This is a genomic window from Mucilaginibacter gossypiicola (genome assembly GCF_900110105.1).
Taxonomy (GTDB): Bacteria; Bacteroidota; Bacteroidia; order Sphingobacteriales; family Sphingobacteriaceae; genus Mucilaginibacter; species Mucilaginibacter gossypiicola.
This window is the reverse complement of sequence record NZ_FOCL01000006.1, coordinates 311,514-328,195: the sequence shown is the minus strand read 5'-3', so window position 1 is coordinate 328,195 and position 16,682 is coordinate 311,514. Positions and strand designations below refer to the sequence as shown.

Below are 16,682 nucleotides of genomic sequence, written 5' to 3'. Positions count from 1 at the left end.
TAATATAGCTAAAACTATTGCATCATGGTTATCAACAGCACCACCCGGTTCAGCAACCGGGTTGAAGATTATGTAAAATACCGTCCCGGTTATCCCGACGAAATTGTTAAGTTTTTACATGACACTTATGGCTTAACGCAAGACAAGCTTATTGCCGATATCGGTGCCGGTACAGGGATCTCGACCGAATTATTTTTAAAAAAGGGCTACCGTGTAATTGCTGTTGAGCCCAACACGGAGATGCGCGAAAAAGCAATAGAACTACTTGGCTCTTATCACGGTTTTATCCCCCAAAATGGTACCGCCGAAAACACTGGTATTAAAAGTAGCACGGTTAATACAGTTATAGCAGGGCAGGCTTTTCATTGGTTTGACGCAGAAAAAGCCCGTACCGAATTTAAAAGGATCCTGAAACCGAATGGCATTGTTGCCCTCATCTGGAATGAAAGGAAAACAACCTCGGCATTTGAGCAGGAATACGACCAACTTATCATAAAACATGGCAATGATTATGTAAAGGTTGATCACCGCAACATCGATACCGAACATATTACGGCTTTCTTTAATCCAGAACCAATCCACATGGAAATATTTACCAATAAACAGGTATTTGATTTTGAAGGGCTGAAAGGCAGATTGCTTTCATCATCATATATGCCCACGCGTAATGATATAGGCTTCCAGCCAATGATTGATGATTTACATGCCCTCTTTGATAAATTTCAGCAGGATGGTGTTATCGTTATAAATTACGATACCAAAGTTTATTCGGGTAAACTGTAAAGTCAATATTATTTCGCACAGGTGAAACAATTACATGCGGGTATTATCTAATAAGCAATAACAGCTTACTAATACTACTTTCACACACATGATATATTGGATCATTATCGTCATACTGCTGCCTTTTATATTTATCTTAATAAGCCATTTAAAAAGCAAATCCCAACAAAAAAAGAAACTTGCCGAAATAAAGGAACGCTGGGGCAAGCCTATAATAGCCGGCAGAAACTTCAAACCGATCAGCAGTTATTTAACAGCTTATGGCGGCGCAAGTGAAATCTCGCCAGATACTGCGACCGATCTGGATATCGACAGCGTATTTGAACACATCGACCGTACCAACTCTAAACCTGGTCAGCAATACTTATATAAGCAGTTGCATTCGCCACAAATTTCAGCTGATTATTTTGAGAAACTTGAACAAAGAATAAAACTTACAACGGCTAATAAGGAACTGAGAGAAACCGCGGAACTTAAACTATCCGAATTAGGAAATAATGATGCCTATTACCTGCCCGAACTCTTCGGGAAACCACACTATTCAATATTTCCGGCTATCGGTAATTTTTATATCAGCATAGCGCCGTTCTTGATCATCGGGGTAGCATTCAGTCTTTTTGTAGTCCCAAATCAATTTATGTTTATGCTATTGCTGGTTTTAATGGTAGCCAATGTAGTTATTCACTACAGCAATAAAACCCAGATGCTGAATTACACGCACTCGTTACCACAACTGCTGGTTTTATTCAAGGTATCAAACTGGCTTAAAAACCACAACCTGCTCAGGGATGATGAAAACACAAAACTCAGTATAGCTAACATGGGTAAACTCAAAAAGTCGTTAAATTATATTACCCTGCAAAACAAAGCGGCTATTGACCCTACCGATATTTATTACCTGGTAACCGAATGGCTGAAAATGTTCCTGCTTATTGAGCCGATGGTATTTATAAAATCCATCAGCAAGGTGAACAAATATCTTACCGATATAAAAGTTATTTACGAAGCGGTTGCCGAAGTAGATGTTGCCATTGCTATCCAATCGGTACGGGATGGTGCAGCTCATTATTGTATACCGCAGCTAACAACCGGCAATACCAATATCATTATTAACGATCTTTACCATCCCCTCATTGAAAACTGTGTATCAAATTCCATTTCTATCGATAACGCCCGGGGTGTTTTGGTAACCGGCTCCAATATGTCGGGCAAAACCACTTTCATAAGGGCCATCGCTATCAATGCCCTGCTGTCACAAACTATTAATACCAGTTTTGCTACGGTTTACAATGCCCCACCGCTTAAAATATTTACCAGCATTGATATGACAGATGATCTGGGCGACAACAAAAGCTACTTCCAGGCCGAGGCATTGGCAGTTAAAAATATAGTTACCCAGGCTATGGCCAGCAAACCCGTTAACAGCCTCGTGATCATCGACGAAATTTTCAGGGGCACAAATACCATCGAACGCATAGCCGCGGCAAAAGCAGTATTGACCTATCTTATTCAAAATCAAAGCTTCGTGTTTGTATCAACACACGATCTCGAGCTGGCCGAATTACTGGGCAGCGATTATAAAGTTTTCTCTTTTGAGGAAGTAATTGGTGACAACCGGCTGGTATTTGATTATAAAATCAAAGAAGGCCTGCTTAAAAACCGAAATGGCATTGCAGTATTAAAAGGTGTCGGATTTCCGGAGAGTATTATTGATGACGCCAATAAAGTAAGCAGCCAATTGAGAGAGAAGTACAATTTGTAATTAAAACTCCCTCTTTAAATTGCATCTTTACCTTCATGAACCGCCGTATAATTTTAAGCATAACAGGTATCTGTTTAATCATGTTATGCTCATCATGGGGGTTCTTTGCGCATTACCGCATTAACCGGTTGGCTGTTTTCACGCTTCCTAAGGCAATGGCCGGTTTCTACAAGGCCAATATCGATTACATAACCGAACATGCCGTGAGTGCGGATAAACGCCGCTATGTCGACTCGTCAGAAGCGCCCCGGCATTTCTTTGATGCCGACCATTATGGCAAAAAGCCATTTGAGGCCATGCCTAAAAAGTGGAAGGACGCCGTCGCCAAGTATTCCAAAGATACCATCATTAAATACGGCACTGTTCCTTGGGCTATTCAATACCAATATTATAGGCTGATCCGGGCCTTCAAAGCGCATGATACTACCGATATACTTAATGCTTCGGCATACTTAGGGCATTATATTGCCGATGCCCATGTGCCACTGCACCTCACCCAAAATTACAACGGGCAGCTCACAGGGCAAACCGGTATTCATGCCCTTTGGGAAAGCCGCCTGCCCGAATTATTTGCCGATCATTACAACTACTTCGTTGGCAAGGCCCGCTATGTAGACAACCCACTTAATGAGGCGTTCCGTATCTGTAGAGCTACTTATAAACGCGTTGACACTGTTTTGCGCTTTGAACGTCTCTTAAGCAAAACCTATCCCCAGGATAAAAAGTACGAGTTGGTACAGCATGGTAAAAAACAGGTTACTGATTACTCTGCCGCTTATAGCACGGCCTATAACAGAATGTTGAGGGGGATGATTGCGAGACAAATGCGGGCGTCCATACTTTCTGTAGGGAGTTTTTGGTATTCGGCCTGGGTTGATGCCGGGCAGCCGGATTTAAATAAGCTTATTGCAAAACCTTTAACGGATGAGCAAAGGGCTCAGCTTAAGCAAGAGGAGCTGTTGTACCGAACTGGCAAAACACTGGTAGTTAACCATTAATACGTAAAAACCGAAATAAAGACGGGTAGTAGCAACATTGTTTACGCATGGCATTTTCTGCAACTTAGCGTTAATCATCCACTTTAAATTATTACGCTATGAAGAAATTATTTTTCATATTAATGATACTCTGCTGCAAAGCGGCAATCGCTCAAAATTGCAGCCAGTTTGTAAACAACGTTAACGGCAAAAAGCTCACTTACATAAACCAGGATGCCAAGGGCAAACAACAGATGACTGCCGTTTATACTACCACTAAAAAAGATGCCACAACGGTTACAGTACACGCCGAAATAAACGACAAAAATGGAAAACCTATAGGTAGCGGCGATTCTGAAATGATATGCGACGGCAATACCATAAAGGTAGATATGAAATCATTTGTACCCGCCGCAAACATGAAAGGCAATATGCAGGTAAGTGGCGAAGCTAAGTACCTCACCTACCCTACCGATATGCACGCCGGGCAAACTTTAGATGATGGCTCAGTTACTATTGATATGGGAAGTGGCGGCGCACCAATGGCCAACCTGCAAATGGATATTAAAAACCGCAAAGTGGGGCAAGCCGAAACCATAACTACCAATGCAGGCAGCTTTGACTGTTTACAAATAAGCTATGATGCTACTACCAAAATGAAAATGATGGGCATTGGCATTCCCTTTAACTTTCATGTAACCGAGTGGTATAGTCCAAAGCTCGGCCGTTTTGTTAAATCCGAAACCTATAGGGGCGATAAACTGATGGGAACTATGATCCTTGATGCCATCAATTAACAGCATCAAGGAATAATATTTTTATGATTAAGCCGGATTCTTGGCAGTACGGCTTTTTACAGCTGCAAAAATTGGCGGCAATATTGATACCAGGATAATGATCACACCTACCAGCGAAAAGTTTTTAGCTATGATATCTACCTGGCCTAATTTATAGCCTGCAAACAGGAACACAATGATCCATGAAGCGCCGCCTATGATATTGTAAAGGCTATATCTTAAAAAAGGCATCTTACCAACTCCTGCCACAAAAGGTGCTATGGTACGAATGATGGGCATAAACCTGCTAAAGATAACCGCTTTGCCACCATGTTTATCAAAAAAGGCCTGTGTTTTAAGATAGTATTCCAGTTTCAGAACCTTGTTTTCTTCTTTAAATACTTTAACGCCGAGATAATTGCCAACAAAATAATTTACTGTATTACCAATAAAAGATGCAGCAATTAAAATGAGGCCTAATACCCAGATATCCAAACCAGAATTACCGCCGGCAATAAGGGCACCTGCAGCAAACAGCAGTGAATCGCCGGGAAGAATAGGAAAGATAACTAAACCTGTTTCGGCAAAAATGATCAGGAACAGGATAAGGTAGGTCCACCCCTGGTAAGTGCTGGTTATTTGCACAAGGTGCTTATCAATATGCAGTACAAAGTCGATTATGCTTTTTATTACTTCCACAGGCTAAATTTTTGCCCAAAAATATAAATATTAAACAAAACGGCACTATTGAAGTGTCTTACTAAGCAGATTATTAGTAAGTACCCCTGCACCAAAAGCCAGGGAGTCGGCACTGCCAACAATGCCTTTGGTGTAAATGGTATAGGCGCGCCCGTCTTGTATAGTTATATTTTGCAGGGTTGTTTCAATTTTGGTAGGCGTTCGGGTTGTAGTGATGGTAAAGTTATAGTTACCTGCAGTAAGCTCAACATATTTGGATACCTTGTTATACGCAGTACCACTTACAACAAGTGTGTCGTTAGCCCGCAAATCCAGCGTAGCTGTATTAGGCGAAGCATGCACAAACCTCACTTTTCCCTTTCCTATTGTTGGCAGGCTTGTACTATCTGATACTATAAATGAACTCACAAATGAGCTATCTTTTCTGAAGCCGGTTATAAACATGGTGTACTTCCTGTTGGCCTTAAGCGTAGTATCAAACTGAAGCAAAATTACCGGAGCCGCAGTTGCCGTACGCAATTGCAAAGGCGGTTCAAGCGTTGAAAGGTAAAAATAACCCGAACTGTTTGGATAAGTATAAGTAGTGGTGCTATACCTGATATAATGCTGATAAAGGTATACCGGTTGAATATCAGGGCTCAAATTAACTATCTGAAGCCCGGTATTAAGGCCTACCGATGATGCATTGCCCCCCTTACCGCATGATGAGACAGCACAAACAACAAGGCCGAATATCACAGCTACAAAAAACGAAACCAGTACCTTGCTTTTATTTTTATTAGCCATTAATGTAATTATTGATTAGTGAACAGGCCTGTTGCCAAACCGCTACTTTTATTACCATAACCGTAGTAGGTGTATATCTTGCCGGCAGTTAGTGACACCGTATCCCTTACAATAGTACCCGGAAACGTCGCCGAATGCATCGCCATATTATGCTCTCCCGGCGCTACCAAATAAAAAGTTGAGGTACCTTTAAAAGCAAGATCCTTTACTTTTTCGGTATCTAAGGCAGCCGTTGTACCTTCAAAATGTACACTTATATTCCCGGCATCGGGCGAAGCATTTACAAACCTGATCTTTGCTTTTGGAGAACTGCCTGTATCGGCAACCAATACATCGGTAGTTTTAAAAACCTGGTCTGTTGAATTACCGCCTATGTAAAATGAATACACCGAATCCTTACTTAAAGTTAAAGGCAGGCTAAACAACGGGTTCGGGTTATTAGGCCCATCTAACTTAACCGAATAGTTTTGTGTACCTGCTTTTATCGAAAAATAACCAAGTGTACCTCCCGGATAAAAAGTTGTTGTATTGTTTACCCTTATGCCATTAAGGTAAACGTTCACATTGTTAAAAGTAGCATTAATAACATTTAACGTTGATGTTGACGAATCTACCGCATCGGGCTTATCGTTGTTTTTTTTGCAGGACGTAAGGTAGCCTGTTATGGCTATGATGATCAATAAAGCTTTAACCTTAATATTCATATACAATTATAAGCTATAACTGCTTACTGTAATTTTTGGTATTGGGTGCTGAACAAAAAAAGTCCGGTTTTATGTTACCGGACTTAGTTTTGGATTTATAATTTAAGTTTACACTTAAGCATAGCTATTGAGCATAACCGGCATAACCAGCATCAGCACATCTTCATTCTCATCTCCGCCTTGTGGCAGCAATAAGCCGGCACGGTTTGGAGTTGACATCTCCAAAGATACTTCTTCGCAACTTAAATTCTTCAACATTTCTATTAAAAATCTTGCATTGAAGCCAATTTCCATGTCTTCGCCTTCATATTGGCAGCTTAAACGCTCGTGGGCCTCGTTAGCAAAGTCAATATCTTCTGACGAGATATTTAACTCGCTGCCATTTATTTTAAGCCTTACCTGGTGGGTAGTTTTGTTAGCGTAAATAGCCACACGGTTTAACGAACCCAGGAAGGTAAGCCTGTCGATATTTAATTTATTAGGGTTATTTTGTGGGATAACCGCTTCATAATCAGGATAACGCTCATCAATTAACCGACATACCAGGTTAATATTGCCAAACTTAAAGAATGCGCTGGTGGTGTTATACTCAACCGAAACATTCACATCATCGCTTGGTAATGATGATTTAAGCAGGGTTAAAGCTTTTTTAGGCAGGATGAACGACGTAGTACTTGCAGCCTTTGCATCTTTACGGCGGTAACGAACCAGTTTGTGTGCATCGGTAGCAACAAAAGTAAGTGCCGATGTGCTTAGCTGACAGTAAACACCTGTCATGGCCGGGCGAAGCTCGTCATTACTTACCGCGAAAATGGTTTTGTTGATAGCTTCGGCTAAAACTGAAGCAGGCAGGTTTACTGATGAAGCGTTTTCAACAACAGGGATCTTTGGAAAATCCTCACCGTTTTCGCCACTCAGTTTGTATTTACCATCGCCGGCATTTATTTCAATGGCGAAGGTTTTATCATCAACCGAAAAAGCAACAGGCTGCTCTGGTAATGATTTCAGGGTCTCTAACAATATACGCGACGGGATAGCAATCCTGCCGTTCTCTTTAGCCTCAACCGGTAAAGAGGTGGTCATGCTGGTTTGCAGGTCGGTAGCAGAAATGGTCAAGTTCCCATCCTTTATCTCGAACAAAAAGTTTTCCAGTATCGGCAGCACAGTACTGCTGCTTAACGCACCACTTACCGATTGCAGTTGTTTGAGTAATGTTGAGGTAGAAACAATAAATCTCATATGGTTGTAATTAATCTATCAAAAATAGAAAATTTAACGGGCATACTTTTGCCTGCGTAAATAATGTTGAAAAATAGCACATATTAACACTAAAACCAGCGGCGCAATGGTATTAACCAGCTGCCAGTACATTTTTTCGCTGCGGATGCGCGCCCTGTCCAATAGGCGGATCTTGATTTCCTTGGTACGCAGGGCAATCAGTCCCGAATCGTCGGTCATGTAATCGGCTATGTTAAGGAGCAGGTTTTTATTGCCGTAGGTTTGATGTGTATAATGATCATAACCCAGCGGATAAGGCGAACCATCGCTGCCTACCTGGTTCTTTAAGATATCACCATCGCTTATCACTATCATTTTAGTAGGCACACTTTGCTGCCGTATGGCAACCTGCTCTTTAAGCCCTTCGGGGAGGGGGCGGTTTTGCCAGTCGCTTACAAAACTGCCTTCCAACAATACACCGGTTATTTTAGGTGTGCTTTGAAACTCTTTGGGATTGGGCTCCTGCTCCAAAGCCTGCAATGATAATATATGCGGGGCGGTTAGCTTTTTATTATAAGGCGATGAAGTGAGCAGTACCGTTTTATTTACGTTTTTGGTATCCAGGATATCGATAGTGCTTGCAAACTCGCTGCTGATACCATCTAAATTTTTCACTACCGGATGCTTGCTTAACGGAATAAACACCGGGTAATACAACCATGGTAGCATCTGGATCTGCGCCTGCCCGCCAACATTGCCGGTACTGATAGGAATCTGCGAACAATTCATATCAGCTATCAAATCGTAGTTGATACGGATGCCATAACGGAAAAGCTGATCATCCAGGTTAAGCTGTTTGGGGAAAGCCAGCTGCTCACCGCCATGCCCGCGCAAGCTATCCAGTTCGGCGCTTACCTGGTCTATAGTCCATAGTACCCGGCCTCCGTGCATGATGTACTGGTCGAGCTTAAATTTCTCTGCCTCGCTGAACTTTTGATCGGGCTTGGCTATTACCAGCAATTTGATCTTTTGCAGATCAGCAAACGAAATGGCATTCAAATCAACCCGGCCTACCTGGAAACCTTCGGCAAGGGTTTTCATGGCGTCGTTCAGTTGCAGGTCTGTTAATTCGTGGTGCCCTTCGGTGAAACCAATTTGCGGTCGGCCTCCGTTATCGGCCTTCTTTATGGCTGATGAAAACGCATACTCCAGGTTTTGGATAGAATTGTTCAGCACTTCATCGGGAGAAAGACCGATACGACTAAGTAACAATTTCACAGGAATATCCTTCCCATTGGCAGAAACCAGTGCCGATGGAAATATCAGCTTTTGAGTTACGCCATTATCGGTTTTAACGCTCAGGTTGGTTGGCTCAACACCTTCGGCAGCCATATTCTGGATCACCTCGTTCTGCTGATCATTATTTAAACCTTTCAACGGGTCACGAAACTCGAACTGGATTTTACCTTTACTATAAGCTTGCAGATCGCTCAGCATATCACGCGTGGCACTTTGCAGGCGTTTAAAGCCGCCCGGCAGGTTATCTCCCTGCAAATAAACCACCACTTTTACTTTTTTCGACAGCTTATCCATAATTTGCCTGCTAATGGGCGATATGGTATAACGCTTTTCGGCAGTAAAATCAAAACGGGTAAAAGTAAATGATGATAGTATCCCCAGAAAAACCAAAACTCCCAACACACTGATCATCACACTACCGCCCAAACCTTTTTGGCGTTGCTTTGCCAGTACAAACAGCGTAAGCCATATAAAAATACCGGTGGTGATGATGAAATAAACCAGATCGCGGGTGTCCAGTACACCACGGCTTACCGAATCATAGTGCTGGGTGATGCCTAAATTCTGTAAGCCCAGATCCTGCAGGGATAGCAGCTGACTGATGGAATCAAACCCGCTGTAAAAAAAGAAACACAGGAAAACGGATATCGTAAAGGCGATGATCTGGTTTTTGGTGATAGATGAGGTGAACAAACCTATCCCTACAAATACAGCACCCAATAAAAACAAACCAATGTATGAGCCAATAACAGCCCCGGTATCAATATTGCCATGCGGCATCCCTAATGCGCTTACCGAATAGTAATAAACCAGTGTAGGCAGTAACGCAAAAAGCACTATTAATAAACAGGCAAGGTATTTACCCAGTACTATTTCCCAATCTTTTAAAGGGCGGGTAAACAGCAGCTCAAAGGTTCCCTCCTTACGCTCTTCGGCAAGGGAACGCATGGTGATGGCCGGGATCAGGAACATGAACAGGTATGGAGCAGTGCTGAACAGGCTTTCGAGCCCGGCGTAGCCATATTCCAGGATACTTGAATCAGGAAATACCCATAAAAATAAACCAAGCACCAGTAAAAATACGCCGATGGTAACATAGGCTACCAGCGAACTGAGGTAGGATATTATTTCTTTTTTAAGGATGCTCAGCACGTTATAATATATTGTGTTAAGCGCCGAAATTACAACAATATTGCGCCAAAGCAAAGTGTAACGTTTGGATATCGGATACAGGATATCGGATTTCGGAATTTCGATTTCGGATTTATTTCGATGGCAGGTTTAAGCGCCCTTCGCCATAGTCGTTAACCTAAGGGAGTAATTTGGTGCAAGCCTTTTAAAATCCCCTCTCGAGAGGGGGCGCGGGGGAACGTGTGGGAGCAGGGGTGTGTTATATAAGCGATAAGCCGTACGTAGACTAACACACCCCTCCACCCCTCTCGAGAGGGGAATCGCACATTCCCACGCTTTTGAGGGGGCATCTTAAGTTAACGGCTATGACGAAAAACGCCTGAACTTGCAGAGCACATATATCGCCCTCAAAAACTTAACATCTACCTAAAAACTCAAAGTTTAATAATAAGGAAACAATAAAAAGTATTACTTTGCTGCTTTGTTAACAGCTAACTAAAGCTTAAATAATTATCCTAAAACCTTATTCCTCATCATGCTCAAAAAACACCTTAACCCTATTATAGCTGCGGCAAGTTTTATTATAGCCATAACCGGCATTATTAATAACGCCTTTTTCCCAACACACGATTTTGCTGTGATGCGTTACAAAGACCTGCTAAACCCGTTTTTCCTTGATTGGGTATTCGCCGGCAGCTCATTAAGATACAATGGCTTAAACTATGTTAACGCGATTGTTGATGGGATACTTTTATTAGGGGCCATTGCATTTGTTGCATCAGGATATAAAAGAACACAGTTGATCAGGTTTGTGTTCTCAATTATATTTCTTTCGAATGCGTTGGTACTTGTAAATTTAATTTTATTGTTCATATTCAAATCGTATTTCACCATATGGCTGCAAGACATCTTTACACATTTGCTTTATTACCTGCTTTATGTTTTTTGGATAGTTGTGGCGTTAAAAGTATTGAACCACCTAAAAAGCCAAAAAACCTTGCAGCAGGAAGTTGTTAATGACGGGGAGCATCCACAATCATATTACGTTAAGGCCGCCATCGGGTATAGGATATTGCACCCATTGGTTGATATGTTGGTTACCATAGCCGTTTTTTCAGAAATATTAGGCCGGTTTGTTGATTATAGTTCGGGGGCATTGTTCCGTTTTATGACCCAAACACCCGAAAGCTGGGCTCAGAAAAATATTACTTTGGTAATAATTGCCTTACGCATTCTTTATTACATCATTTGCGAATCTGTTTTGGGCAGCTCTCCTGCCAAGTTTCTTACCCAAACGCGTGTTATTGACTATGACGGAAATAAGCCTTCGGTGAAAAAGGTCATCATCCGCACATTATGCAGACTTATTCCGTTCGAGGGTTTTTCGTAAACGATGGATGGCATGATAAAATATCAGAAACTACAGTAGTTAAGGAAGAGTAGCTATTGCCTGGAGAACATAACGGATCGGCATGTTGTGTCCGTCCGCCCGGAGGAACGACCACCTGTGGCCAAAGCCGGACTGCTGTAGCATGCTAAAACCTGTATTTATAAGCTACACTTAAACCCAGCTGACTGATGGCGTGATCGTAATCGGTATTTTTATAGCCTCTCTCAAACTGCAAGCCAAAATCAAGCCCGTGATGAGGGCCAATAGGAACAACAACCCCTGCCCCTCCTGCGTAAATAAACGAGGTACGCGCCCTGCTATTGATGCTAAAGGCACTGCCGGCTTCGGCATTTACATAAAAGTGTTTTGCCCAGTAATATTTTAATCCTGCGGTTACCGGCAGGTAAGCATAAAGGTTATGAAAGTTATTATCGTAGAAAACGTTTGATGAGTTGCTTGAAAATAAATACTCTGGGGTTGATTCGGTAAAAATAAAACCGGCGGCGACTGTAAAATGCAGGGTTTCGGTGATTGGCTTTTCCAGTTTTAAATTGACACCAAAACCCGCGTTTATGTGAACGTCGGTATTGTTACCCTGGTAATCCATATTAAGCGGTGCAATTATTTCAGAGCCTACGCTTAGTGATGTTTGCTTGCCGCGCTGCGCTTTAGCAGCAAACGAAAATACTGTAAATAACAAAATTAAGGTGATGCAGATAGGTTTATTAGTCATATTATAAAGGTTACAGGTATTGTTTAACTATAATACGCCCTTTGGCAATATATTACTACAAAAAATTGATATTTTACCTGCCAAACCTGTACGCAAACCTAATTGCTGTTTGCTGCAAGGTATGGGCCGACCAGCTTTCGTACCTCAATCCCAGTTCAAAATTGCGGCTATCAGTAACCGTAGGGATCATGATTGCAGGGCCAACGGAAAGGGCGAACAATTTACGCTTGTCATAATTAAGTTCGATAGCGCTGCCTGCTTCAGCTTCCAGAGATACGCCGGAGCCAACGTTATACCTTACCCCGGCTTTTAAGGGTACAAAAATATCGCCGCCCGAATGCCCGTTGTTAAACGGAGAATCCTTACGAAAAAAGCTACTGAACCCCGCTGTGAGCGTAAGGCTTACCGGGCTTACCACCGGCTGCTCTAACTTAAGCGATGCACCAACACCCACGTTATATAAGCTTCGGGATGGAATACCAAACTCTACACCGGCACTAAAAGCGGTAGAAGGCTTCGGCCCATCCTGGGCATAGGTTTTAAAAGCAGGAAGGATAAGGAGCAGCAATAACAATTTTTTCATAGAAAAGGGCAAAAAACGTAAGACTACGCTTTACATTTAATTATTGGTAAGGCTGATGAACACTTCTTCCAATGACTTGCCGCCATTGTTTTTCCGAAGCTGCTGCAGGGTATCGTTGGCTACAATTGTACCTTTATTAATGATAATCACCTGGCTGCATACCGCTTCAACCTCCTGCATAATATGGGTTGACAGTACAATGGTTTTGGTTTTGCCAAGGTCGAGAATCAATTGGCGGATGCCGATCAACTGGTTAGGGTCGAGGCCCGAAGTGGGCTCATCCAGTATCAGTACTTCGGGATCATGCAGCATAGCCTGTGCCAGGCCTACCCTTTGGCGATAACCTTTTGACAGCTGCCCAATCTTTTTATGCTGCTCGGGGCCGAGGCCTGTTTGTTCAATAATATCGGCAATGCGTTTGGCAGGCTCATGTATTTTATGGATGCCCGCAACAAAGCCCAGCGATTCTTTAACATACATATCAGTGTACAGCGGATTACTTTCGGGCAGATAACCGATGCGGCGTTTAACCTCAAGGGGCTGCTTAGCCACATCAAACCCACAAACAGATGCTGTACCCGATGTTTGCGGAATAAAACCCGTAAGGATTTTCATGGTGGTTGATTTACCCGCACCGTTAGGGCCCAAAAAGCCCAATACACCGGGCTGGGCTGTAAAACTAATACCATCAACAGCCTTTTGCACGCCGTAAACTTTGGTTAATGCCTCAACACTGATACTCATGGCTGTAAAAATAGATTTTAGATTTGAGATTTGAGACCTGAGATTTGAGAATTTGGTGTGCGTCCGTCCGTTTAGGTGTAACACTGGGTTGATGGACGAAAGGTGGACGGGAAAATAAAAAACGTCATTGCTGTAAGAGTACAGCCTTTCCCGAACTTGCTTCGGGAAAGCAATCGTGAACTGCACAGGGTGATTTGCTTAGTCACGTCCCTCTCCGCCTGTACATCCCTTACCTCAATACCGTCACTTCCCCGCTCAGCTTTCCGCTGCTGCTTTTTGTATCTATTACATAATAGTACGCTCCGGCGGGTACTGTTTTGCCGTTACTGGTGCCGTCCCAGGGGTGTTGATAACCTACCGAGCGGTACATTATGGCACCATACCGGTTGTAGATATTTACTGTACAGTTGGTGTATGACAATAACCCGGGGATAAACCAGGTATCGTTATATCCATCACTGTTGGGTGTAAATGTATTAGGTACTGTAATTTTTTCGGGAGTTATCACAGCAACCGTAATAACATTTGAACTTACAATAGGGTTAGCAATGCATGCCCCCCCCGAAGCCATAGTACAACTAACCACATCGCCATCTGCTAAAGTATTGCTGGTAAATGCGGCGCTGTTGCTGCCTACGGTTTGCCCATTAATATACCATTGATAAACAGGAGTATCCTGCACATTAAACGGCTGCGCTTTGAAAGTAACTGAAGTACCTGCGGTTATAGTTCCACTAACCGATGAGGTGATATTCAGCGAAAGTGTATGATACGGTTCGGCATTAATAGTAGCTTGATTGGACACGGGGGAGGTTAACGGTACACATCCGTCATTATTGACAACCACACAGGTAATGATATCGCCGGTGTGTAATGTGCTACTGGTAAAAGTTTTGGAATGATCACCACTGTTTTGACCGTTTACCATCCATTGGTAGGTTGCATTATTGCCCGCATTTTGGGCATCTGCGGTGTAGGTAGCCTCCATGCCATCGCACCCTGCCCACATGCCCGGCGGCGATATACTCACCGACGGCACAACCGGGGCTGTAACAGTTAATGTTTGCGATTTAGGGGTAGCAGCATTATACAAATTGTTTCCGCTTTGTGATGCGGTGATGGTGGCAGAGCCGGCCCCTACAATATGAATAATACCTGTTGCCGAAACCGTGGCAACCGCCGTATTGCTGCTTACATAAGTAAGCGGAATAGTTGAATTGGAGCTTGTTGCCCCTGCCGGAAAATCAGGGCTGCATGTCGATTTATCGGCCAGCGGCGGAAAAGTGATCACCTGATTTTTCATGATGGTAAATGTTTGGGACACAGGCACAGCCGGCAAATAGTCATCATTCCCGCTTTGATGAGCAGTAATAACAGTTGTACCGGGTGCTACCGCATGAATTTGCCCATCGGCCCCTACAATGGCTACATCGGGGTTATTGCTGGTATAGGTAATGGGTGTTTCGGCATTAGTATTGGTACTGGTGGCGTTGGGATGCAGGATATTATCAACATCCATATTTACAATTGCCGGGGGCGGAAAAGTAATAACTGATGGCTGCGGCTCCGCTACCTGGATATTCACCGTTGTACTATTACTGCCCGTGGCATTGTAAGCAGTTATGGTGTAATTTGTAGCGGGCGACAGAGCGGTAGGAGTACCCGAAATAATGCCGGTTTTAGGATCAAATACCATACCTGCCGGTAAGGGCTTGCTAATGGTATAGCCTGTAATGACTATTTTTAACGCTAAACCTATGGTTTCGCCTACAAATAAATTACCTTTCCCGTCCATTGCTAATCCAATTGCTCCTTGGATTGTTGCCGTTTTCCCGCTGGCGTCGGTTCTTCCGCTACCGGCTATAACTGTTATTACCCCGGCCGGGCTTATTCTTTTTATGGTATTGCCATTTTGCTCGGCAACATAAATATTACCGGTACCATCCACCCTAAGTTCGCGCGGAAAATTTAAACCCGTAGCAAAAGTACTTACAACACCCGCAGGTGTTATTTTTCTTATACTACCATTTCCACTATCCGAAACATATAAATTCCCTGAATCATCTAAACCAACAGCTGTTGGAGTATTAAAAGATGCTGCGTTTACCATACCATTTACAGCACCTACAGCACCGCTACCCGCATAAGTGGTTACCACGCCAGCGGCTGTTACCTTCCTGATCCGGTTATTGGCCTGGTCCGCCACGTAGAGATTTCCGGCAGCATCTATAGCTAAGCCCCTTGGGCTATTAAATGTAGCTGCAGAGCCGGTACCGTTGGTAGCTCCCAACACAAGAGGATTTCCTGCAAGGGTTGTTACAAGACCCTCTGGTGTTATCTTTCTAATTAAGCTATACTTATCATCGCTGACATATAAATTCCCGGCGCCATCAGAAACAATACCATCTGGTTCTGAAAAGCTCGCTGCTGCTCCAAGGCCATCGTTTGAACCTATTGCGCCGCTGCCCGCAAACAATGAGAAATTTCCGGAAGGTGTTAATTTATAGATAAGATTACGAGACCATGATAAAATGAATACATTTCCAAATGGATCAACCGTTACACCGGATAATATACCAACGTAAGGGGGAAAGCCATCACCTGCAATAGTACTCACCTTACCATATATGGTTGCCGGTACTGCTCCACCTGTATTACTTGGATCTAAAGGCGTTATCGGGTTATTGAGTTTATAGGTATGCGGTGTTGTATAATTAATTACGGGTGCCTGGGCAAGTAAATCGGGGGCATAAAAACTTAACGAAACAAGCAAAAGCACTGCAACGCGTAAAACAGAAAACAACCGGTACATTATTGTTTCGATTAGATAAGTGACAAAGTAAAAGTTGGCTGAAATTAAGCTTTTTAACTGATATTAAAAAGATGCAAGATGTGAGATTCCGGCTAATTGAAGGAAATATCCGGGAGTGTCCGTCCGTCTGGGAGAACAGGGTAGCTTCAAACAACTATGGACGGTAATTTACAGCCCAACATTGGGGGATTGTTAGGTAGCCAATGCGCCGTAAAGTTCATATGAATGTCATTCTGACAATATTTTGCTGCTATTGGGCAACATATGGTTTGTAAAAAACGTATT

The 16,682-nt window shown here is 43.0% G+C and carries 14 protein-coding genes; 5 read left to right on the top strand and 9 right to left on the bottom strand.

What is annotated here, in order from left to right; all coding sequences use genetic code 11:
• Nucleotides 1–24: 24 nt before the first annotated feature.
• From BMX50_RS21480 to BMX50_RS21465, 4 genes are all read left to right on the top strand, one after another.
• Complete coding sequence (locus BMX50_RS21480; RefSeq protein WP_091213487.1) at nucleotides 25–783, top strand: class I SAM-dependent methyltransferase; 759 nt, start codon at nucleotides 25–27, stop codon at nucleotides 781–783.
• Between the two features lie 88 nt (nucleotides 784–871).
• Nucleotides 872–2,545 (top strand): MutS-related protein, encoded by a 1,674-nt coding sequence (locus BMX50_RS21475; protein ID WP_091213483.1) that lies wholly within the window; start codon nucleotides 872–874, stop codon nucleotides 2,543–2,545.
• Between the two features lie 35 nt (nucleotides 2,546–2,580).
• Nucleotides 2,581–3,543 (top strand): zinc dependent phospholipase C family protein, encoded by a 963-nt coding sequence (locus BMX50_RS21470; protein ID WP_244281070.1) that lies wholly within the window; start codon nucleotides 2,581–2,583, stop codon nucleotides 3,541–3,543.
• 98 nt (nucleotides 3,544–3,641) lie between these two features.
• The gene (locus tag BMX50_RS21465) at nucleotides 3,642–4,319 is read left to right on the top strand and encodes a TapB family protein (protein WP_091213478.1); all 678 of its coding nucleotides are present in this window, start codon (nucleotides 3,642–3,644) and stop codon (nucleotides 4,317–4,319) included.
• Nucleotides 4,320–4,346: 27 nt separating this feature from the next.
• On the opposite strand, the gene BMX50_RS21460 is transcribed toward BMX50_RS21465, so the two are convergent.
• From BMX50_RS21460 to gldG, 5 genes are all read right to left on the bottom strand, one after another.
• On the bottom strand, nucleotides 4,347–4,997 hold the full coding sequence (locus tag BMX50_RS21460) for a VTT domain-containing protein (RefSeq protein WP_091213473.1): 651 nt from the start codon (nucleotides 4,995–4,997) through the stop codon (nucleotides 4,347–4,349).
• A gap of 45 nt (nucleotides 4,998–5,042) precedes the next feature.
• On the bottom strand, nucleotides 5,043–5,783 hold the full coding sequence (locus tag BMX50_RS21455; protein WP_091213469.1) for a DUF4397 domain-containing protein: 741 nt from the start codon (nucleotides 5,781–5,783) through the stop codon (nucleotides 5,043–5,045).
• An 8-nt stretch (nucleotides 5,784–5,791) separates the two neighbouring features.
• On the bottom strand, nucleotides 5,792–6,487 hold the full coding sequence (locus BMX50_RS21450) for a DUF4397 domain-containing protein (RefSeq protein ID WP_091213466.1): 696 nt from the start codon (nucleotides 6,485–6,487) through the stop codon (nucleotides 5,792–5,794).
• Between the two features lie 114 nt (nucleotides 6,488–6,601).
• Nucleotides 6,602–7,726 (bottom strand): DNA polymerase III subunit beta, encoded by a 1,125-nt coding sequence (dnaN, locus tag BMX50_RS21445; protein ID WP_091213461.1) that lies wholly within the window; start codon nucleotides 7,724–7,726, stop codon nucleotides 6,602–6,604.
• 33 nt (nucleotides 7,727–7,759) lie between these two features.
• Nucleotides 7,760–10,156, bottom strand: a complete 2,397-nt coding sequence (gene gldG, locus BMX50_RS21440) for a gliding motility-associated ABC transporter substrate-binding protein GldG (protein ID WP_091213808.1) — start codon at nucleotides 10,154–10,156, stop codon at nucleotides 7,760–7,762.
• A 514-nt stretch (nucleotides 10,157–10,670) separates the two neighbouring features.
• Here gldG and BMX50_RS21435 point away from each other — a divergent pair.
• Entirely contained in the window at nucleotides 10,671–11,525 is an 855-nt protein-coding gene (locus BMX50_RS21435; RefSeq protein ID WP_091213457.1) for an RDD family protein, read from the top strand.
• 145 nt (nucleotides 11,526–11,670) lie between these two features.
• On the opposite strand, the gene BMX50_RS21430 is transcribed toward BMX50_RS21435, so the two are convergent.
• From BMX50_RS21430 to BMX50_RS21415, 4 genes are all read right to left on the bottom strand, one after another.
• A complete protein-coding gene (locus tag BMX50_RS21430; RefSeq protein ID WP_091213454.1) occupies nucleotides 11,671–12,258 on the bottom strand; it encodes a hypothetical protein in 588 nt (195 codons plus the stop codon).
• Between the two features lie 73 nt (nucleotides 12,259–12,331).
• Nucleotides 12,332–12,841, bottom strand: a complete 510-nt coding sequence (locus BMX50_RS21425) for a hypothetical protein (protein WP_091213449.1) — start codon at nucleotides 12,839–12,841, stop codon at nucleotides 12,332–12,334.
• Between the two features lie 36 nt (nucleotides 12,842–12,877).
• On the bottom strand, nucleotides 12,878–13,585 hold the full coding sequence (locus BMX50_RS21420) for an ATP-binding cassette domain-containing protein (protein ID WP_091213445.1): 708 nt from the start codon (nucleotides 13,583–13,585) through the stop codon (nucleotides 12,878–12,880).
• A 229-nt stretch (nucleotides 13,586–13,814) separates the two neighbouring features.
• On the bottom strand, nucleotides 13,815–16,397 hold the full coding sequence (locus tag BMX50_RS21415; protein ID WP_091213440.1) for a T9SS type B sorting domain-containing protein: 2,583 nt from the start codon (nucleotides 16,395–16,397) through the stop codon (nucleotides 13,815–13,817).
• Nucleotides 16,398–16,682: the final 285 nt, after the last annotated feature.

Bases quoted from the DNA above. Each gene is read 5' to 3' on its own strand.
- BMX50_RS21480 (WP_091213487.1), top strand. From the start codon at position 25: ATGGTTATCAACAGCACCACCCGGTTCAGCAACCGGGTTGAAGATTAT.
- BMX50_RS21475 (WP_091213483.1), top strand. From the start codon at position 872: ATGATATATTGGATCATTATCGTCATACTGCTGCCTTTTATATTTATC.
- BMX50_RS21470 (WP_244281070.1), top strand. From the start codon at position 2,581: ATGAACCGCCGTATAATTTTAAGCATAACAGGTATCTGTTTAATCATG.
- BMX50_RS21465 (WP_091213478.1), top strand. From the start codon at position 3,642: ATGAAGAAATTATTTTTCATATTAATGATACTCTGCTGCAAAGCGGCA.
- BMX50_RS21455 (WP_091213469.1), bottom strand. From the start codon at position 5,783: ATGGCTAATAAAAATAAAAGCAAGGTACTGGTTTCGTTTTTTGTAGCT.
- BMX50_RS21450 (WP_091213466.1), bottom strand. From the start codon at position 6,487: ATGAATATTAAGGTTAAAGCTTTATTGATCATCATAGCCATAACAGGC.
- dnaN (WP_091213461.1), bottom strand. From the start codon at position 7,726: ATGAGATTTATTGTTTCTACCTCAACATTACTCAAACAACTGCAATCG.
- BMX50_RS21435 (WP_091213457.1), top strand. From the start codon at position 10,671: ATGCTCAAAAAACACCTTAACCCTATTATAGCTGCGGCAAGTTTTATT.
- BMX50_RS21430 (WP_091213454.1), bottom strand. From the start codon at position 12,258: ATGACTAATAAACCTATCTGCATCACCTTAATTTTGTTATTTACAGTA.
- BMX50_RS21425 (WP_091213449.1), bottom strand. From the start codon at position 12,841: ATGAAAAAATTGTTATTGCTGCTCCTTATCCTTCCTGCTTTTAAAACC.
- BMX50_RS21420 (WP_091213445.1), bottom strand. From the start codon at position 13,585: ATGAGTATCAGTGTTGAGGCATTAACCAAAGTTTACGGCGTGCAAAAG.
- BMX50_RS21415 (WP_091213440.1), bottom strand. From the start codon at position 16,397: ATGTACCGGTTGTTTTCTGTTTTACGCGTTGCAGTGCTTTTGCTTGTT.